The organism is Rhizobium sp. WYCCWR 11128 (assembly GCF_013416305.1).
GTDB classification, from domain to species: Bacteria; Pseudomonadota; Alphaproteobacteria; order Rhizobiales; family Rhizobiaceae; genus Rhizobium; species Rhizobium indicum.
The window spans coordinates 295084-313635 of the sequence record NZ_JACCEZ010000005.1; the positions used below are offsets into that span (position 1 = coordinate 295084).

Annotated in this window: 16 protein-coding genes; 2 read left to right on the plus strand and 14 right to left on the minus strand. The window is 62.3% G+C overall.

Annotated features, from left to right (window positions below; translation table 11 throughout):
* Positions 1–190 precede the first annotated feature (190 nt).
* The 4 genes from HX898_RS18225 to HX898_RS18240 are packed head-to-tail and all read right to left on the minus strand — an operon-like array spanning position 191 to position 3995.
* Positions 191–1231: a sulfate/molybdate ABC transporter ATP-binding protein gene (locus HX898_RS18225; protein ID WP_138331332.1), complete on the minus strand. Its 1041-nt coding sequence runs from the start codon at positions 1229–1231 to the stop codon at positions 191–193.
* A gap of 10 nt (positions 1232–1241) precedes the next feature.
* Entirely contained in the window at positions 1242–2114 is an 873-nt protein-coding gene (gene cysW, locus HX898_RS18230) for a sulfate ABC transporter permease subunit CysW (protein WP_113547670.1), read from the minus strand.
* Positions 2104–2961 (minus strand): sulfate ABC transporter permease subunit CysT, encoded by an 858-nt coding sequence (cysT, locus tag HX898_RS18235; protein WP_138331333.1) that lies wholly within the window; start codon positions 2959–2961, stop codon positions 2104–2106. The genes cysW and cysT overlap by 11 nt, the downstream gene beginning before the upstream one ends.
* A gap of 8 nt (positions 2962–2969) precedes the next feature.
* Positions 2970–3995 (minus strand): sulfate ABC transporter substrate-binding protein, encoded by a 1026-nt coding sequence (locus tag HX898_RS18240; protein WP_180195320.1) that lies wholly within the window; start codon positions 3993–3995, stop codon positions 2970–2972.
* Between the two features lie 362 nt (positions 3996–4357).
* On the opposite strand from HX898_RS18240, the gene HX898_RS18245 reads away from it, so the two are divergent.
* On the plus strand, positions 4358–5374 hold the full coding sequence (locus tag HX898_RS18245; protein WP_029874803.1) for a porin: 1017 nt from the start codon (positions 4358–4360) through the stop codon (positions 5372–5374).
* A 207-nt stretch (positions 5375–5581) separates the two neighbouring features.
* Here the strand turns inward: HX898_RS18245 and HX898_RS18250 are convergent, their stop codons facing one another.
* From HX898_RS18250 to kdpF, 7 genes are all read right to left on the minus strand, one after another.
* The gene (locus HX898_RS18250) at positions 5582–6037 is read right to left on the minus strand and encodes a PTS sugar transporter subunit IIA (RefSeq protein WP_138389693.1); all 456 of its coding nucleotides are present in this window, start codon (positions 6035–6037) and stop codon (positions 5582–5584) included.
* Positions 6038–6095: 58 nt separating this feature from the next.
* Complete coding sequence (locus HX898_RS18255; RefSeq protein WP_180195321.1) at positions 6096–6788, minus strand: response regulator transcription factor; 693 nt, start codon at positions 6786–6788, stop codon at positions 6096–6098.
* Positions 6785–9493: a sensor histidine kinase KdpD gene (locus tag HX898_RS18260; protein ID WP_180195322.1), complete on the minus strand. Its 2709-nt coding sequence runs from the start codon at positions 9491–9493 to the stop codon at positions 6785–6787. Before HX898_RS18260 ends, HX898_RS18255 begins: the two co-directional genes overlap by 4 nt.
* A 178-nt stretch (positions 9494–9671) precedes the next feature.
* Positions 9672–10241: a potassium-transporting ATPase subunit KdpC gene (kdpC, locus tag HX898_RS18265; RefSeq protein WP_180195323.1), complete on the minus strand. Its 570-nt coding sequence runs from the start codon at positions 10239–10241 to the stop codon at positions 9672–9674.
* Positions 10242–10316: 75 nt separating this feature from the next.
* Positions 10317–12377, minus strand: coding sequence for a potassium-transporting ATPase subunit KdpB (kdpB, locus tag HX898_RS18270; protein ID WP_180195324.1), 2061 nt, complete (start codon positions 12375–12377; stop codon positions 10317–10319).
* A gap of 209 nt (positions 12378–12586) precedes the next feature.
* Positions 12587–14290 (minus strand): potassium-transporting ATPase subunit KdpA, encoded by a 1704-nt coding sequence (kdpA, locus tag HX898_RS18275; protein ID WP_180195325.1) that lies wholly within the window; start codon positions 14288–14290, stop codon positions 12587–12589.
* 69 nt (positions 14291–14359) lie between these two features.
* A complete protein-coding gene (gene kdpF / locus HX898_RS18280) occupies positions 14360–14449 on the minus strand; it encodes a K(+)-transporting ATPase subunit F (protein WP_085739897.1) in 90 nt (29 codons plus the stop codon).
* 492 nt (positions 14450–14941) lie between these two features.
* On the opposite strand from kdpF, the gene HX898_RS18285 reads away from it, so the two are divergent.
* Positions 14942–15985 carry an NAD(P)-dependent alcohol dehydrogenase gene (locus HX898_RS18285; RefSeq protein ID WP_180195326.1) on the plus strand — a complete coding sequence of 348 codons (1044 nt, stop codon included), beginning with the start codon at positions 14942–14944 and terminating at the stop codon, positions 15983–15985.
* A gap of 126 nt (positions 15986–16111) precedes the next feature.
* Here the strand turns inward: HX898_RS18285 and HX898_RS18290 are convergent, their stop codons facing one another.
* Genes HX898_RS18290 through HX898_RS18300 form a run of 3 tightly spaced genes read right to left on the minus strand, consistent with a single transcriptional unit; the run spans position 16112 to position 18531 of the window.
* Positions 16112–16681: a DedA family protein gene (locus HX898_RS18290; RefSeq protein ID WP_138331343.1), complete on the minus strand. Its 570-nt coding sequence runs from the start codon at positions 16679–16681 to the stop codon at positions 16112–16114.
* Positions 16682–16711: 30 nt separating this feature from the next.
* Positions 16712–18073 carry an FAD-containing oxidoreductase gene (locus HX898_RS18295; RefSeq protein ID WP_180195327.1) on the minus strand — a complete coding sequence of 454 codons (1362 nt, stop codon included), beginning with the start codon at positions 18071–18073 and terminating at the stop codon, positions 16712–16714.
* The gene (locus tag HX898_RS18300; protein ID WP_180195328.1) at positions 18070–18531 is read right to left on the minus strand and encodes a DUF4126 family protein; all 462 of its coding nucleotides are present in this window, start codon (positions 18529–18531) and stop codon (positions 18070–18072) included. The genes HX898_RS18295 and HX898_RS18300 overlap by 4 nt, the downstream gene beginning before the upstream one ends.
* Positions 18532–18552 lie beyond the last annotated feature (21 nt).

The following is an 18552-nucleotide window of genomic DNA, read 5'->3' on the forward strand; positions in this document are numbered from 1 at the left end:
TAATGATTAAGCGAAAACGTTTTACTCGTCATATGACTGAAATACAAACAACCTTAGATAACAAAAATCTTAAGGGACTCTCGCCAAATACGATTCCGGCGATGGCCTCCTGCATAATTCCCTAAATCGGAATCGATTTAGGGATAAAATTATGCAAGAATTCAAGGTGTTACAGTGTCTCCAATCTCCATCAGCCGCGGAACAGTTTCCAGCGGGTCGGCTTGAAGGCTACCCGGTTGCGGTCGAGCCTGTCGGCCTCGCTCGGCGGCAATTCGATCTCGATATGCGGGCGATCGTTGCCGATATCCAATTCGATATGGCGGGTGCCGGCGACGCGGCGGCTGGAGACCGGCTGGCCGGCGATACAGTTTTCAGCTGATTCGCAGAGCCTGACGTCATGCGGGCGGAAATAGAGCTGCGCCGTGCCATCCGGCTCGCCTTCGGCATTAAGGCCGAGCGAGCGGCCTTCGAAGCGAATGTCGCCGTCTGATATCTCGACCTGCAGGCAGTTCGACTGGCCGATGAAGCCGAAGACGAAGGGAGAATTCGGATTGTCGTAAACCTGGTCCGGCGTGCCCACTTGTTCGATCGCGCCCTGGCTCATGACGACGACGCGGTCGGCAAGCTCCAGCGCCTCATCCTGGTCGTGGGTGACGAAGACTGTGGTATGTCCGGTGCGATCGTGGATATCGCGCAGCCATTTGCGCAGGTCCTTGCGCACCTGGGCGTCGAGCGCGCCGAAGGGTTCGTCGAGCAGCAGCACGTTCGGCTCGACGGCCATGGCGCGGGCGAGCGCCACACGCTGGCGCTGGCCGCCGGAAAGCTGGGCTGGGTAGCGTTTTTCGAGACCGGAAAGTTGGACGAGGTCGAGCAGTTCCAGCGCCCGCCTGCGGATATCGGCCTTCGGCGGTCGCCGCGCACTGTTTCTGACCTTCAGGCCAAAGGAGACGTTTTCGAGCACCGTCATGTAGCGGAAAAGAGCATAGTGCTGGAAGACGAAGCCGATGTTGCGCTGCTGCACTGATTTCTTCGAGGCATCCTCGTCGCCAAAGAAGATCAGCCCCTCCGTCGGGCTTTCGAGGCCGGCGATCAGCCGCAGCAATGTCGTCTTGCCGGAACCCGAAGGGCCGAGCAGTGCGATCAGCTCGCCGGAGCGGATGTCCAGCGAGACATCGTGCAGCGCCGGAAAACGATCGAATTCCTTGCGAATGTTTTGAACGCGTACTTCCATTCCAAATCCTTCAGTGCCGCCGGCTGGCGGCGATTTCGGCGCTATAGCGCATTTCCAGCAGCGTCTTCAAAACAAGAGTTACGAGCGCGAGCAAGGCCAAAAGCGTGGCGACCGCAAAAGCGCCGGTGAAATTATACTCGTTATAGAGAATTTCCACCTGCAGCGGCATGGTGTTCGTCTGGCCGCGGATGTGGCCTGATACCACCGAGACGGCGCCGAATTCGCCCATGGCGCGGGCGTTGCAGAGAAGCACGCCGTAGAGCAGGCCCCATTTGATATTCGGCAGCGTCACGTGCCAGAAGGTCTGCCAGCCGCTGGCGCCGAGCGAAAGGGCTGCCTCCTCGTCAGCCGTTCCCTGTTCCTGCATCAGCGGGATCAGCTCGCGGGCGACGAAGGGGAAGGTGACGAACATGGTGGCGAGGATCAACCCCGGCACGGCAAACAGGATCTTGATGTCGTGAGCGCTGAACCACTGGCCGAGCCAGGTATTGGCGCCGAACAGCAGAACGAAGACCAGGCCCGATATGACGGGCGAGACCGAGAACGGCAAGTCGATCAGCGTCGTTAGGAAAGCCTTGCCCTTGAACTCGAACTTGGCGATCGCCCAGGCAGCCGCGACCCCGAAGACGAGGTTGAGAGGCACGCTGACGCCGGCAACGATCAGTGTCAGGCGGATCGCCGAGAAGGTCTCGGCGTCTGCGAGCGCCTGGAAGAACGGGCCGGCCCCCTTGCGGAAAGCCTCGACGAAGACGGCTGCGAGCGGTAGAAGCAGGATCAGCAACAGGAAGACGAGCGAGAGGATAATCAGGCTGAAGCGCGCGATCCTGTTTTCGGTGGTCACCGAACGCAGCTTTGTTGGTTGAGCGGTCGCATCAAGCGCCATAGCCGTACCTCCGTCTGCTCCAGCTCTGGATGAGATTGATGACCAGCAGCATGCCGAACGAGATGATCAGCATGATCGCCGCAATGCCGGTCGCTGCCGCATAATTATACTCTTCGAGTTTGATGATGATCAGCAGCGGCGCGATCTCCGATTTGAACGGCAGGTTGCCCGCGATGAAGATGACCGAGCCGTATTCGCCGACGCCGCGGGCAAAGGCGAGCGCGAAGCCGGTGAGCACGGCAGGCGCCAGCCCCGGCAGCAACACGCGGAAAATCGTCTGGAAGCGGTTGGCGCCGAGCGTTGCCGCGGCCTCCTCCACTTCCTTGTCGATCTCCTCCATGACCGGCTGCACGGTGCGCACCACGAAGGGCAGGCCAACGAAGATCAGCGCCACGACGATGCCGGCAGGCGTGAAGGCGATCTTGATGCCGAGCGGCGTCAGGAACTGTCCGATCCAGCCGTTCGGCGCATAGAGCGTCGTCAGTGCGATGCCGGCAACGGCGGTCGGCAGCGCGAAAGGCAGGTCGACCATGGCATCGATGATGCGCTTGCCGGGGAAGCGGTAACGCACCAGGACCCAGGCGAGAATGATACCGAAGACGGCATTGACGATCGCGGCGATGAAGGCGCTGCCGAAGCTGATGCGCAGCGCGTTCAGCGTGCGCGGATCGAGCGCGATCGACCAGAATTTCTCCCAGCCGAGTGCGCTCGACCGGACGGCAAGGCCCGAGAGCGGGATGAGAATCAGAAGGGTGAGCCAGGTCAAGGTAAAGCCGAGCGCCATTCCGAAACCCGGAATGACGCTCGGCCGTTTGAACCGCCACCGCGTGGGGCTATGTGCTTTCATGAAGTCTATTATTGGGCCGGCTTGTAGATTTGGTCAAATACGCCGCCGTCGCCGAAGAATTTCGGCTGTGCGTCCTTCCAGCCGCCGAAGTCGTCGATGGTCGCGAGCGTCAGCTTCGGGAAGCGGGCGATGTCAGCCGGATCGGCGGCTTCCGGCTTGGTCGGCCGATAGTAGTGCTTGGCAGCAATCTTCTGGCCTTCGTCCGAATAGAGGTAGTTGAGATAGGCTTCGGCAACCTTGCGCGTACCCTTCTTGTCGACATTGCCGTCGACGATAGCAACCGGCGGGTCGGCGCGGATGGAGAAGGCCGGCGTCACGATCTCGAACTGGTCGGGACCGAGTTCTTCGAGCGAAAGATAGGCTTCGTTTTCCCAGGCGAGCAGCACGTCGCCGAGTCCGCGCTGGACAAAGGTGGTCGTGGCGCCGCGAGCGCCGGTGTCGAGAACCGGAACATGCTGCAGCAGTTTCGCAACGTATTCCTGCGCCTTGGCTTCGTCGCCGCCATTCGCCTGCTTGGCCCATGCCCAGGCGGCAAGGAAGTTCCAGCGGGCGCCGCCCGATGTCTTCGGGTTCGGGGTGATGACCTGCACGTCATCCTTGACCAGGTCGCCCCAATCCTTGATGCCCTTCGGGTTGCCCTTGCGGACGAGGAAGACGATCGTCGACGTATAGGGCGTCGAATTGTTGGGGAACTTGGTCTTCCACTCGGCCGGGATCTTGCCGGTCGCCTTGGCGATGGCGTCGATATCGCCTTCGAGGGCAAGTGTCACGACATCGGCGTCGAGGCCGTCGATGACCGAGCGGGCCTGGGCGCCGGAACCGCCATGCGAAGCCTGGATCGTCACGGTTTCACCGTTGTCCTTCTGCCACTTGGCGGCAAAGGCGGCATTGAAATCCTTATACAATTCGCGGGTCGGATCGTAGGAAACGTTAAGAAGCGTCTGATCTGCGAATGCCGGAGCAATGCTTCCGATCGCGAAGCTGCCTGCCATGACCGCCGCCGCGAGGAGCCGGGTGAGCCGTTGTGTCTGCATGGGGAACCCTCCTGTTTTCTGTCTTAACTCTATCAACTCGGTCGTATAATGAAACAAAGGTTCTTCCGGTTCCGGCATGGCTGTTAGAATGCCATTCCATTTAAGGGGCAATTTGGAAATGGACGTGCCGAAGTTGGCCGCGGCCAATTGGTCGCCGGGCGCTGCCTGCCGCAGGGCCGTGTTTTTTTGGCCACAGTTCCTCCACGAAAACGACATGGTGATGCGGATTTTTGCCAAGATTTTGCCGCGATGACACTTGCGGATTCCTATATGGCTCCCGTGCGGTCGTATTCGCCGACTGCTACGCGGGGGCAACCCTTGAAGTGCGCCTCGCATTCCAAACCTGTTAAGGGCCATTTAAAATGAATATCAGAACTATCCTTTTTGCCTCCGTTGCCGCCCTTGCCGCGGCCTCCGGAGCCCGCGCAGCCGACGCCATCGTGGCGGCGGAACCCGAGCCCGTGGAATATGTTCGCGTTTGCGACGCCTACGGTACCGGCTATTTTTATATTCCGGGGACGGAAACATGCCTTTCGATCGGCGGTTACATCCGTACCGAAGTGCGCTTCGGTGAGCAGATCTCCGGCGATTCCGACGTAAACTTCTGGACTCGCGGTCAGGTCACCTTCCAGACTAAGAACGACACCGAGTACGGTACGCTCACCGGCGTCATCACGCTGCGTTACAATGTCGACAATGCCTCCGATCAGGAAGCTTTGCTCGATGAAGGCTATCTCGACATTGCCGGTTTCCGCGCCGGTAAACTGTACAGCTGGTGGGATGACGACATGAGCGGCGAGACCGATACGCTCGCCAGCAACGAGACGACCCACAACTCGATCCGTTATCAGTACGAGAACGGCGCTTTCGCGGCCGGCATTTCGGTCGACGAACTCGAAGAAGACTACGCCACCAAGCCGGGCGAAGGCCCGAACAACTTCGGTGTCGCAGGCCAGGTCTCCTACAAGGCCGGCGCCATCAGCGCTTACCTGCTTGCCGGCTATGACACCGACACCAGCGAAGTCGCTGTCCGCGGTATCGTCTATGCCGACATCGGCCCGGGCACGCTCGGCATTGCCGGCGTATGGGCAAGCGGTGCCAACTACTACTACGAAGAGTCCGAATGGACGATCGCAGCAGAATATGCCTTGAAGGTCAACGACAAGTGGTCGGTCACCCCGGGCTTCCAGTACTTCGAGAACATCGCTCTCGAGGCTGACGGCAACGGCTTCACCGGCGGCAGCGCCTACACGACCGGTGTCACCATCGACTACCAGATCGTCGAAGACCTGCGTTCGAAGCTCAGCGTGCAATATCACGATGAGGACGAAGGCGACGACGAAGTGTTCGGCTTCCTGCGCTTCCAGCGCGATTTCTAAAGCAATTCCAGGAAAAGTGCGAAACGGTTTTCCGTCCGGAATTGCGTAAAATCAAAGGATTAGAGCGGTTCAGCGTTAAGCTGAACCGCTCTAACTTAGTCTGATTGCAGACGAGCGGGCGCGGCCTTCGGGCCGCGCCTTTTTTATGATGCCGAAACGTGTGAGCGGTTTTCAGGCGACATCATGCTCCCGCTATTCAATTTGGACTCACACCCGTGAATCGGCGATGAAATCGGAATAGAATTCGTCGACCGTTCTTGCCTTGCGCATGGCGACAAGCGTGCCGTCCGACTGCAGCCGCCTGGCGATGGCGGAAAGCACGTTCAGATATTCGCCGCGATTGTTTTCCCCGAAGAGCAGCACGAAGGCGATGTCGGTCGGGATATCGTCGATCGCCTCGAAATCCAGCGGCTGGGCGAAGCGGAGGAGCAGGCCGCGCGGGCTGGTCATGCCGTCGATCGCCGCATGCGGGATGGCGATGCCGTTGCCGATCCCCGTCGAGCCGAGCTTCTCACGCGCTTCCAGCGCCTTCAGGATGGTCTGGCCGTCGACCGAGAAAGCCTTGGCGGCCTTGTCGGCGATGGTCTGCAGCGCGCGCCATTTGGTCTGCACCGACACGCCGATGAAGGTGTGTTCCGGGCGGATGATGTTGGGAAGGTTCATGTCATTCTCGATGCTGTTCGGGCTCGATACTGTTCGGGCAGCGGGGAGGGAAGGGACGTCAGTCCGGTTCCCTGAGCCGGTAGCCGACGCCGGTCTCCGTGGTGATATAGTGCGGCTGGTCCGGAATCTGCTCGATTTTTTGCCGCAGCTGCCGGACATAAACGCGCAGATACTGCACATCAGCCGCCGGCCCCCATATCTGCTTTAGAAGAAACTGGTGTGTCAGCACCTTGCCGGCATGCTGGGCGAGCACGCGCAGGATGTCGTATTCTTTCGGCGACAGCTTTATTTCTGCGCCGTCGACCTTGACGATGCGCTTGACGAGATCGATCGACAGCCCGCCTGTCTGGAAGATCGCCTTTTCCCCCTGCTGCTGCAGGCGGTGGCGCAGCGCCACGCGGATGCGGGCGCCGAGCTCGTTGATGCCGAAAGGCTTGGTGACGTAATCGTCGGCGCCGCTTTCCAGCGCCTTGACGATGCCGGCCTCGTCGGTGCGGCTGGAGAGAATGACGACCGGCATGGAAAGCCCTTCATCGCGCCACTCCTGCAGCAGGTCGTGGCCTGATGTGTCGGGCAGGCCGAGGTCGAGCACGATGAGGTCGGGCATGACGTCGGCGACCGACTGACGGGCAGCACTGGCGTTCGGCGCTTCCTGCACCTCGTAGCCCTGCGCGGTCAGGCCGACGCGGAGCAGCTTGCGGATCGGAGGCTCGTCGTCGACGACGAGGATTTTGACGGCTGAACCGGTCATCTGAGTTCATCCAGTTTCGGAATGTCGGTGGGTTTCGGCAGACGGATGGTGAAGACGGCGCCCGGACGGCCCGTCCGGTTGCCGGCGGTGATCGTGCCGCCCATCGCCTCGATGAAGCCGCGGCAGATGGAAAGGCCAAGCCCGGTGCCGGCGCGCACCTGATCGCCCTTGCGCACGCGGTAGAAGGTGTCGAAGACGCGGGTGAGATCGGCCGGCGGGATGCCCGGGCCTTCGTCCGAGACCTGCACGACGACGTTGTCGGCATCGGCCCAGCCCCCGATTTGGATCACCGATCCCTCGGGCGCGTATTTCGCGGCATTGTCGAGCAGGTTGAAGATCACCTGCTCGAAGAGGACGGGATCGACGCGCACCATCGGCAGGTCGGCGGGAATACTCATCTCGGCCTTGTGGTGATCGAGGATCTTTGCGGCACGGCGCAGCGCGCTGCCGACGATGTCGCCGGCATAGTGCAGCGCATGGTTCGGCTCCATCGCGCCGGATTCGATCTTGGTCATGTCGAGCAGGTTGGCGATGAAGCGGTTGAGGCGTTCGGATTCGTCGACGACGGTCGACAGCAGGTCGCTGCGATCCTCCTCCGGCATCGAGGCGAAATAATCGCGTAGCGTGCCGGCGGCGCCGAGGATGGCGGCAAGCGGGGTCTTCAGGTCGTGCGAAATCGATGTCAGCAGGGCCGAGCGCAACCGGTCCGCTTCGGCCGCAAGTCTTGCCCGGTCGACATCGGCGACGAGCTGGATGCGTTCGATGGCAAGGGCCGCCTGGTCGGCGAGCGCATCGAGCAGCCGCTGTTGCTCCGGCGTCAGCAGCGGCCCGTCGCGGCGGTCGCTGTCGAGGCCGATGACGCCGACGGCGGTGCGCCCGGTTCTAAGCGGCACATAGAGGCGTTTGGCGCCGGGCAGGGTGTCGGCGCCGCGGCCGGCGGCATGATTGTGCTCCCAGGCCCAGCGGGCGGCGGCGATATCGGCATCGTCGAGCGTGTCATCAGGCGGATAACCGGCCTTGACGGCAATGCTGCCATCTTCCGGCAGCAGCAGCACGACGCGGACCTTCAGCATCGAGGCGAGCTGGAAGGCGGTCGCCCAGAGCACGTCGTCGAGCGTGCCGGTGCCGGCGAGCTTTTTCGAAAAGAGATAGAGATCCTCTGTCGTGCGCGCCCGCTGGCGGGCGGCTGCGGCCTGGCGCTGCACGGTCGCGGTCAGGTTGCTGGCGATGATGGCGACGCCCAGGAAGAAGAACAGCGCAAGCACGCTTTCCGGATCGCTGATCGTCAGCGTGTAGCGCGGCGGCAGGAAGAAGAAGTTGAAGGACAGCGCGCTGAGGATGCAGCTGTAAAGGGCCGGCCGCAGGCCGTGGAGGACGGCGGAGGTCAGTACCGCCATCAGGAAGACGAGGGCGAGGTTGCGCACGTCGAGCACCTGATCGAGCACGACGCCGACGCCGAGCGCGATGGCGACATAACCGGTCGCCAGAAGATAGGCCCTGAAATCCAGTGGCGGCGCGGTGGCAGCCGCCCGGACGCCGCGTGCGGTGGTGCCGTCCTTCTCGCTGCCTGAAATGACATGGACGCTGATCTCGCCGGTCTTGCGGATCAGCTCGTCGGTGATCGAGCGGCTCCACCAGTCGCGCCATGTCGGCTTCTTCGGAGCGCCGATGACGATATGGGTGACGTTGTTGGCGGTGGCGTGCCGGACGAGCTCTTCGGCGACTTCGCGGCCGGGAAGGGTGATCGCCTCGCCGCCGAGCTGCTCGGCAAGGCGCAGCGTCGCGGCGACGATATCACGCTCGGCTTCCGACAGATTGATCGAGCGGTTGGTCTCTATATAGACCGCAGCCCAGGGCGCGCGCAGCCGCGAGGCCATGCGGGCGGCATAACGCACCAGCGAGGCGGAGCGCGGATGGTGATCGACCGAGACGAGAACGCGTTCGCCCGCCGCCCAGGGGCCCGATATGGCATGAGCCTGCATATGCGTGAGCAACTGGTCGTCGACGCGCTGGGCGGTCTTGCGCAGCGCAAGTTCTCTGAGCGCCGTCAGATTGCCGGGCGTGAAATAATTGGTCAGCGCCCGCTCGGCGGTGCGCGGCATATAGACCTTGCCGTCATGCAGACGCTTGATCAGGTCATCCGGCGTCAGGTCGATGATCTCGACGTCGTCGGCGAGGTCGATGATCGAGTCCGGCACCGTCTCGCGCACGCGGATGCGGGTGATCTGCGAGACGACGTCGTTGAGGCTTTCGACATGCTGGATGTTCAGCGTCGTATAGACGTCGATGCCGCGATCGAGCAATTCCTTGACGTCGAGATAGCGCTTCGGATGGCGGCTGCCCTCGGCATTGGTATGGGCGAGCTCGTCGACCAGCACGAGATCGGGCCGGCGGGCGAGGATGCCGTCGAGATCCATTTCCTCGAGCGGCCGGCCCTTATAGCTGATTTCGACGCGGGGAATGATCTCGAAACCGGCGACGAGGGCCTCGGTCTCCTTGCGGCCATGGGTCTCGACGACGCCGATGACGACATCGAGACCGTCGGCGATCTTGGCACGGCCGGAGACGAGCATCTCGTAAGTCTTGCCGACACCGGGGGCAGCTCCCAGAAAGATCTTCAGACGGCCCCGCGTCTCCGCCCGGGCTTTTTCGAGAAGCGCATCGGGCGAGGGCCTGCCGGCCTGGTCGCGATTGTCGTCTGGCATGCGGTTCAGTCTTTCCTGTCGGTCGGGCTTGCTCTAACTTCTCCTCATCCCTGTGCTTGTCACAGGGATCCAGCAGCGCCGCGTCTGCGGCGCTAAGGACTCTTTCACGCGAAGGACTTCGCGTGGCCGGATTCCTGTGACAAGCACAGGAATGAGGGCGAAGATATAAGCCGCAACGTCACTGAGTCATAGAAGCATCAAGGGTCTGGTTCAACGCCAGAACATTGACGGTGGGTTCGCCGAGAATGCCGAGTTCGCGGGCTTGAAGGGCGCCGTCGACCAGTGCCTTGACCTTGGCTTCATCCATGCTTCGCGCCTTGGCGACGCGCGGTACCTGGAAATAGGCCGCTTCCGGCGAGATATGGGGATCGAGGCCGCTGCCCGAAGCCGTGACGAGGTCGGCGGGGACATCGGCCGTCGGGTTCGCCGCCTTGGCGGCCTCGTAGTCACCCTTGACGCGGTCGATCAGCTTCTGGCTGGTCGGGCCGAGATTCGAACCGCTGGAGGCAGCCGCATTGTAGCCGTCGCCGGCGGCCGAGGGGCGGCCGTGGAAATACTTGTCGCTGGTGAAGGCCTGGCCGATCAGCGTCGAGCCGATCACCTGGCCGTTCTTCTCGATCAGGCTGCCGTTCGCCTGGGTCGGGAAGAGGGCCTGGGCAGCACCCGTCATGGCGAGCGGATAGAGAAGGCCGGTGATGGCGGTGGTGGCGACGATCATGACGATTGCCGGACGAAGTTCTTTCAACATTGTCTTACTCCTTGGAGTGTTCTTTTGCGAAGAGCTCCGGTTCCGATCCTCTCGGAACCGGGATGGCTCCAGGCCTTAGGCGAGGCCGAGGGCTGCGACAGCCATGTCGATCGCCTTGATGCCGATGAAGGGGACGATGATGCCGCCGGCACCATAGATCAGCAGGTTGCGCGACAGTAGCGCGCCGGCGCCGATCGGACGGTAGCGGACACCCTTCAGCGACAGCGGGATCAGCGCGATGATGATCAGCGCGTTGAAGATGATCGCCGACAGGATGGCGCTTTGCGGCGTCGACAATCCCATGATGTTGAGCACGCCGAGCTGGGGGTAGAAGGTCAGGAACATCGCCGGGATGATGGCGAAGTACTTGGCGATGTCGTTGGCGATCGAAAAGGTCGTCAGCGCGCCGCGCGTCATCAACAGCTGTTTGCCGATCTCGACGATCTCGATGAGCTTCGTCGGATCGCTATCGAGATCGACCATGTTGCCGGCCTCGCGGGCGGCGACGGTGCCGGTGTTCATGGCGACGCCGACATCGGCCTGGGCGAGCGCCGGCGCGTCGTTGGTGCCGTCGCCGCACATGGCGACGAGCTTGCCCTTCGACTGTTCCTCGCGCATCAGCGCCAGCTTCATCTCCGGCGTCGCCTGGGCGAGGAAGTCGTCGACGCCGGCTTCGGCGGCGATGGCGGCTGCCGTCAGCGGGTTATCGCCTGTGATCATCACGGTGCGGATGCCCATCCGGCGCAGCTCGGTGAAGCGCTCGCGGATACCGCCCTTGACGATGTCCTTCAGCTGGATGACGCCGAGCAGCCTGCCGTCGCGGGCAACGGCCAGCGGCGTGCCGCCTGATTTGGCGACTTCGTCGGCGATCGACTGCAGTTCACGGACGACCTCGCTGCCGTTCTTCGAGGATGCATCGCCGTTGACATGAGCCAGCACGGCATCGACCGCGCCCTTGCGGATCGAAGCGCCTTCGAGATCGACACCGCTCATGCGGGTCTGGGCGGTGAAGGGAACGAAGGTTGCTTTCAGGCTTGCCATGTCGCGGCCGCGGATCGCGTATTTCTCCTTGGCGAGCACGACGATGGAGCGGCCTTCCGGCGTTTCGTCGGCAAGCGAGGCGAGCTGGGCGGCATCGGCGAGATCCTGTTCGGACACGCCGCGAACCGCGCGGAAGGTCGTCGCCTGACGGTTGCCGAGCGTGATCGTGCCCGTCTTGTCGAGCAGCAGCGTGTCGACGTCGCCGGCGGCTTCGACCGCGCGGCCGGACATGGCGAGCACGTTGAAGCGGACGAGGCGGTCCATGCCGGCGATGCCGATTGCTGAGAGCAGCGCGCCGATCGTCGTCGGGATCAGGGTGACGAAGAGGGCGACGAGCACGATGATCGGGATCGAGCCGCCGGCATAGATGGCAAAGCTCGGGATCGTCGCCGTCGCAAGCACGAAGATCAGCGTCATGCCGGCAAGCAGGATGTTGAGCGCGATCTCGTTCGGCGTCTTCTGGCGTTCAGCACCTTCGACGAGCGCAATCATCCGGTCGATGAAGGTCGAGCCGGCAGCCGCGGTGATGCGGACGCGGATCCAGTCGGAGAGTACCTGCGTGCCGCCGGTGACGGCCGAGCGATCGCCGCCGGATTCGCGGATGACAGGGGCGGATTCGCCTGTTATCGCCGCTTCGTTGACCGAGGCCACACCTTCGATGACTTCGCCGTCCGACGGGATGATGTCGCCGGCCTCGACGAGCACGAGGTCGCCGACCTTGAGGCTGGTGCCCGGCACCATGCGGTAACCGCTGCCATTATTGGCGGTGAGCAGCTTCGCCTGGGTTTCGGTGCGCGCCTTGCGCAGCGAATCGGCCTGCGCCTTGCCGCGGCCTTCGGCGACGGCTTCGGCGAAATTGGCAAAGAGCACGGTGAACCAGAGCCAGAGATTGATCTGGAACGAGAAGCCGAGATTGCCGTTGCCCGCCACAAGATCGCGCAGGAAGAGGACGGTGGTCAGCACCGAGACCGTGGCCACGACGAACATGACCGGGTTTCTGGCAAGCGCGCGGGGGTTTAGCTTCTTGAAAGCGGCCCCCACGGCCGGAATGAGGATGCGAGAATCCATGACGCTCGCGGATTTTGCCTGGCTCATAAGAGACTCCAGCTTTGAAACGAGGATGGCGAACCGGCAGCCGGTCAGCCCTGTAGGATTTTGAAGATGGCGGCGATGACGAGGAGGCCTGCCATCATCACCAGGATGATGTCGGAGGCTTGGGGTCTCGGGCCATTCCCACGTCCCGGCGCACCGGGACGAGGGTGGAAGGCGTTGCGAAGCCTGTGACGGAGGATCATGGCATCACCTCAGAAGGTCTGGCCGGCGATCATGACCAGGTGCTCGACGACAGGGCCGAGCGCCAAGGCCGGGAAGAAGGTCAGGCCGCCGACGATCAGGATCGTGCCGACGAGCAGGCCGACGAAGAGCGGACCATCCGTCGAGAAGGTGCCGGCCGAGGCCGGAACTGTCTTCTTGGCGATCAGCGAGCCGGCGATGGCAAGGGCCGGGATGATGACCAGGAAGCGCCCGGCGAGCATGCCGATGCCGAGTGTCACGTTGTACCAGGGCGTATTGCCCGTCAGGCCGCCGAAAGCTGAGCCGTTGTTGGCCGCAGCCGAGGTATAGGCGTAGAGGATTTCGGAGAAGCCGTGCGGGCCGGCAGTGCCGATAGAGGCGACGGCGGAAGGCAGCACCGTGGCGATCGCGGTGAAGACCAACATGGCGAGCGGCAGGCAGAGGATGGCGAGAACGGCCATCTTCATTTCCTTCGCCTCGATCTTCTTGCCGAGATATTCCGGCGTGCGGCCGACCATCAGGCCGGCGACGAAGACGGCGACGATGATGAACAGCAGGATGCCGTAGAAACCCGCGCCGACACCGCCGACGATGACTTCGCCGAGCTGCATGTTGATCAGCGGAACGAGGCCGCCGAGTGCGGTGAAGCTGCCGTGCATCGCATTGACCGCTCCGCACGAGGCCGCCGTGGTGATGACCGCAAAGAGTGAGGATAGGGCGACGCCGAAGCGGACTTCCTTGCCTTCCATATTGCCGCCGCCAAGACCAAAGGCATGCATCAGTGGGTTGCCGGCGGCTTCTGCCCAATAGGTGACACCGACACCGACGGTGAACAGGATGCCCATCGTGGCAAGGATCGCCCAGCCCTGGCGCTGATTGCCGACCATGCGGCCGAAAACATTGGTGAGGGCCGCACCGATTGCGAAGATCGAGACCATCTGGATGAGGTTGGAAATCGCATCGGGGTTTTCGAACGGATGGGCGGAATTGGCGTTGAAGAAGCCGCCGCCATTGGTGCCGAGCATCTTGATCGCGAGCTGCGATGCAACAGGCCCGACGGCGATGGTCTGCTGCGCGCCTTCGAGCGTGGTCGCATTGACGTAGGGGCCAAGCGTCTGCGGCACGCCGAGATAGACGTAGACCAGTGTCAGCACGATGCAGATCGGCAGCAGCACATAGAAGGTCGCCCTGGTCATATCGACCCAGAAATTGCCGACGGCCTTGCCCGACGCGCGCGAGAAGGCGCGGATGAAGGCGAGCGCGATGGCGATGCCGGTCGCCGCAGAGACGAAGTTCTGAACCGTGAAGCCGGCCATCTGGGTCAGATAGGACATCGTGCTTTCGCCGCCGTAATTCTGCCAGTTGGTGTTGCTGACGAAGCTGACGGCGGTGTTGAAGGAAAGCTCGGGCGGGACGGCGGCCATGCCGGCTGGATTATAGGGAAGGCCGGCCTGCAGACGTTGCAGCGCGTAAAGCACGATGACGCCGAGCAGGCTGAACATCAGCATGGCGAAGGCATAGGAGGTCCAATGCTGCTCCTCGCCTTCGCTGGTGCCGGCAATGCGGTAAAGCCCCCGTTCGATCGGAACGAGGACCGGTGACAGGAAAGTGCGCTCGCCGTTGAAGACACGCGTCATGTAACCGCCGAGCGGTTTGACGAGCACAAGGACGATCCCGCAGTAAAGCAGGATCTGAAGCCATCCGTTGAGGGTCATTTGGGGTAACTTTCAATACCCGGCTGCTTCTCGGTCGCGCATGCGCGACCTCAGAAGCGCCAGTTCTCTTCAAAAGCGTTCTGGGCGAAGGAGAGCGTAGGTGAGGTAAACGGTGAGAAACACGGTTACGGCACCGCTCAAAAGATAATCGAGGGTCATCGTCGCTTCTCCTGTCAAAGCCTGTCGCAGGCTCGGGTGTAGGCAAAGCACAGCGCGAAGAATATGATCGCGGTGCCGAGTAGAATGATATCCATCATGATCGTGACTCCTGTTGTTCTTCTTGGAGTCAGACAAGACAAAGGGCGCTGGGAGGCCGCCTTTCATGCTTTCTGGCGTGGAGATGATCTTTCGATCTCTCGGCCATCAATATGGAGCCGAAGCGCATAAAGGTTCGAGACGGACGACAGGCCATCTATATAAAAATCTTATAAATGCGCTTACGAGGCCGCTCGTCGTCGGACCAGGCTGGCGCAGTTTTCGGGCGGGCGGCTGCCGGTGCTGAACCCTCCGGCAAATCTGCGTGAGCATTTTATCATTTGTTGAGCAAAAGCCTTTTCAATCTGGTTGAATTGGGAAGCCTTCGGGCTTTATAGTCGGCTTCAACGCTGCCCGATGGAGTCATGGGCAAGCCACTAGGGAAGGAAACCGACGATGACCAAAGTCCGTGCGCTTGTCCTCGAGCGCCAGCATGAGCTTGCGCTTCGCGATATCGATCTGCCGCTTGAAACCGGCCCTGGCGAGGTGAAGATCAGGATCCACACGGTTGGCGTGTGCGGTTCGGACGTGCATTATTACACCCACGGCAAGATCGGCCCCTTCGTCGTCAACGCGCCGATGGTGCTCGGCCATGAGGCGGCGGGTACGGTGATCGAGGTCGGGGCCGGCGTCACGCATCTCAAAGTCGGCGACCGCGTCTGCATGGAGCCCGGCATTCCCGACCCGAATTCCAAGGCAAGCCGGCTCGGCATGTACAATATCGACCCGGCAGTCACCTTCTGGGCGACCCCGCCGATCCACGGCGTGCTGACGCCCGAGGTCGTGCATCCCGCCAACTACACCTTCAAGCTGCCCGACAATGTCAGCTTTGCCGAAGGCGCCATGGTCGAACCCTTCGCCGTCGGCATGCAGGCGGCCACCAAGGCGAAGATTACGCCGGGTGATACTGCCGTCGTCCTCGGCGCTGGGCCGATCGGCACTATGGTGGCGATCGCGGCGCTTGCCGGCGGCTGCGCCCGCGCGATCGTCGCCGATCTTGCCCAGCCGAAGCTCGATATCGCCGCACAGTACCAAGGCGTCATTCCGGTGAATATCCGCGAGAAGAACCTGGCCGAAGAGGTTGCCCGGCTGACCGACGGCTGGGGCGCCGATGTCGTCTTCGAATGCTCCGGCTCGCCGAAGGCCTGGGAGACCATCATGGCGCTGCCGCGCCCGGGCGGCGTCATCGTCGTCGTCGGACTGCCGGTCAACCCGATCGGCTTCGACGTCTCGACGGCATCCACCAAGGAAATCCGCATCGAGACGGTGTTCCGCTACGCGCACCAGTATGAGCGCTCGATCGCGCTGCTCGGCTCGGGAAGAGTGGATCTGAAGCCGCTGATTTCCGAGACCTTTAAGTTCGAAGATTCGATCAAGGCATTTGATCGCGCCGTTGAGGCGCGGCCGAGCGACGTGAAGCTGCAGATCGTGATGGAGTAGAGCATGATGCCGAAAAGTGTGATCGGTTTTCGGACAACATCATGCTCCAATTATATAAATTTAGAACAGGATTCAGATTTTAGGCCGACCCGGCCTAAAATCATCCTGTTCTAGGACGCCATACGGCTATGAGTGCCTGGCACTCAGTTTTATCTTCCGAAAGGCAAGAGCCGCGCCTGCAACGACAGCCGCGGCTCCGACTGCGATCAGCAGATGACGATGAAGGGGAAGGTGGCCCAATGTCTGTTGGATGCCGTGCCCGAAGAGATAACCGAGCGCCGTGAAAAGCTGCCCCCACACCAGCGCGGCCACGGCATTCAGGATGATGAATTTGCCGGTCGGTATTCGCGTCGTCCCGATGACGATCGGGCTGATCGTCCGCAACCCCACAAGAAAACGAAACGCAAGGATGAAGCCGGTCGGATATCTTTCCAGAAGCCGGGTTACGCGCGCCAGCGCCGGTGTTTCCATCAGCCGCCGGACCAGCCCCCATCGCGCCGCATAACGGCCGGCGAAGAACCAGAACTGATCGCCGGCGAAGGAGCCCGCCGTTGCCGCGAGCGACGCCGACCAATAGGTCAGCAGCCCGCGGTGAGAAATCACGCCGCCGAGGAAGGCAGCTGTTTCGCCTTCGAAGGCTGCGCCCAGAAATATCGCCAACAGGCCGTAGTGCTCGATCAGCAGTTCGATAGACACGCAACTGTCCTCGGCCCCGGGTTTCTACAGCTAAACCGGCTTCAAATCCCCAAGCAGCGTCGGGATCAGCTCCGACACCGTCGGATGGATCGGCACCGACCATTGCAAGGCGGGATAGGTCGTTCCTGCATTCATCGCGTCTATGATGCCGTGGATCACCTCGTCGCCCTCGATGCCGAGGATCGCCGCACCGAGGATTTTTTTGGTCTCGGCGTCGGCGATCACCTTCATGAAGCCCTTGGTCTCGCCGCGCTCGTTGGCGCGGCCGACGCGGCTCATCGGCCGGGTCGAGATCATGATTCTTCGTCCCGAGGCGCGCGCCTGCTTCTCCGTCATGCCGACACGGCCAAGCGGCGGGTCGATATAGAGCGCATAGGCCGGGATACGGCTCGACACCTTGCGATCGTCGCCGTCGAGCAGATTGGCGGCGGCGATCTCGAAATCATTGTAGGAGGTGTGGGTGAAGGCGCCGTGGCCGTTGCAGTCGCCGAGCGCCCAGATGCCGTCGACATTGGTGGCAAGCCTGTCGTCGACGGCAATGAAGCCGCGTCCGTCGGTGATGACGCCGGCGGCATCGAGGCCGAGATCGTCGGTGTTCGGCTTGCGTCCGGTGGCAATCAGCACATGGCTCGCATCGATCCTCGCTGAATCGGTGGCGACCGTTATTCCGTCGCGGCTCTTGGCGAAGGCGATGTCGCTGGCGCCGGTATGAATGTCGATGCCCTCCGAGCGCAGGACATCGGCGATTGCGTCGGATATATCCTCGTCCTCGCGCGACGCGAGCTTCGGGCCATGCTCGATGACGCTGACTTCGGCGCCGAAGCGGCGATACATCTGCGCGAATTCCAGCCCGATATAACTGCCGCCGATCACGACCAGATGCCGTGGCAGCGTGTCGAGATGGATGATCGAGGTGCTGGTGAGGTAATCGATATCGTTGATCCCTGATAGCTCGGGGATGACCGGCCGCGCTCCGACATTGAGGAAGATGCGCGGTGCAGTCAGCGTCTCGCCGTTGACGCTGACGGTCTTCGGGCCCTCGAAGCGGGCATGGCCGTAGATCACGGTCATGCCGTCCATGCCGGCGAACCAGCCGATCAGGCCGTTGCGGGCGTTCATGGTCACTGTTTCGGCGCGCGCCCTGACCACCTTCATGTCGATGGCGATCTCGCCGGGGAGATTGACGCCGTAAACGGCGCCGTTTCTTGCGACATGGGCGGCGCGGGCGCTGGCGACCAGTGTCTTCGTCGGCATGCAGCCGGCATTGACGCAGGTGCCGCCGAGGAACTTGCGCTCGATCAGAGCGACCTTCATGCCCTTTTCGACCATCCTGGCGGCAAGAAAGGGGCCTGCCTGGCCGGCGCCGATAACGATGGCGTCGAATTTTTTCATGCGACGGCCCCCACGATCAGCACCGCACCGATGACGGCGACGGCATCCTCGATGAGAGCGGCCGGCAGATCCTTGCCGAAGGAGGCGGCAAGCCTGCTGCGGATGGCGGCGCCACCATATGTGCCGATGACGGCGCCGATTATGCCGGCGATCAGCCCGCCGAAAAGCAGGCTGCTGGCGGCACCGATCGTGGCGCCGGCCAGCGCGCCCGTAACAATGCGGGCACCGAATTGCACCGGCACCTTACGCGACGGCGTCGACGGCAGCTGGTCGGTGATCAGTTCGACGACGGCGAGAAGCGTGAAGATCCACGGCGTCCATTGGTAACCCATGAAGGCAAGCGGCGTCTGCGAGACATCGAACCATCCAAGTGCCGCGCCCCAGGCGACGGCGGCGGGCGCCGTCATGGCGCGAAGCCCGGCAATGACACCAATCAGCAATGCAAGAAGCAGAAACATGCATGATCCCCTTTTTGCCGG

Bases quoted from the DNA above. Each gene is read 5' to 3' on its own strand.
- HX898_RS18300 (WP_180195328.1), bottom strand. From the start codon at position 18,531: ATGTTTCTGCTTCTTGCATTGCTGATTGGTGTCATTGCCGGGCTTCGC.
- HX898_RS18285 (WP_180195326.1), top strand. From the start codon at position 14,942: ATGACCAAAGTCCGTGCGCTTGTCCTCGAGCGCCAGCATGAGCTTGCG.
- cysW (WP_113547670.1), bottom strand. From the start codon at position 2,114: ATGGCGCTTGATGCGACCGCTCAACCAACAAAGCTGCGTTCGGTGACC.
- kdpB (WP_180195324.1), bottom strand. From the start codon at position 12,377: ATGAGCCAGGCAAAATCCGCGAGCGTCATGGATTCTCGCATCCTCATT.
- HX898_RS18255 (WP_180195321.1), bottom strand. From the start codon at position 6,788: ATGACCGGTTCAGCCGTCAAAATCCTCGTCGTCGACGACGAGCCTCCG.
- HX898_RS18245 (WP_029874803.1), top strand. From the start codon at position 4,358: ATGAATATCAGAACTATCCTTTTTGCCTCCGTTGCCGCCCTTGCCGCG.
- HX898_RS18250 (WP_138389693.1), bottom strand. From the start codon at position 6,037: ATGAACCTTCCCAACATCATCCGCCCGGAACACACCTTCATCGGCGTG.
- kdpC (WP_180195323.1), bottom strand. From the start codon at position 10,241: ATGTTGAAAGAACTTCGTCCGGCAATCGTCATGATCGTCGCCACCACC.
- HX898_RS18260 (WP_180195322.1), bottom strand. From the start codon at position 9,493: ATGCCAGACGACAATCGCGACCAGGCCGGCAGGCCCTCGCCCGATGCG.
- cysT (WP_138331333.1), bottom strand. From the start codon at position 2,961: ATGAAAGCACATAGCCCCACGCGGTGGCGGTTCAAACGGCCGAGCGTC.
- HX898_RS18295 (WP_180195327.1), bottom strand. From the start codon at position 18,073: ATGAAAAAATTCGACGCCATCGTTATCGGCGCCGGCCAGGCAGGCCCC.
- kdpA (WP_180195325.1), bottom strand. From the start codon at position 14,290: ATGACCCTCAACGGATGGCTTCAGATCCTGCTTTACTGCGGGATCGTC.
- kdpF (WP_085739897.1), bottom strand. From the start codon at position 14,449: ATGACCCTCGATTATCTTTTGAGCGGTGCCGTAACCGTGTTTCTCACC.
- HX898_RS18240 (WP_180195320.1), bottom strand. From the start codon at position 3,995: ATGCAGACACAACGGCTCACCCGGCTCCTCGCGGCGGCGGTCATGGCA.
- HX898_RS18225 (WP_138331332.1), bottom strand. From the start codon at position 1,231: ATGGAAGTACGCGTTCAAAACATTCGCAAGGAATTCGATCGTTTTCCG.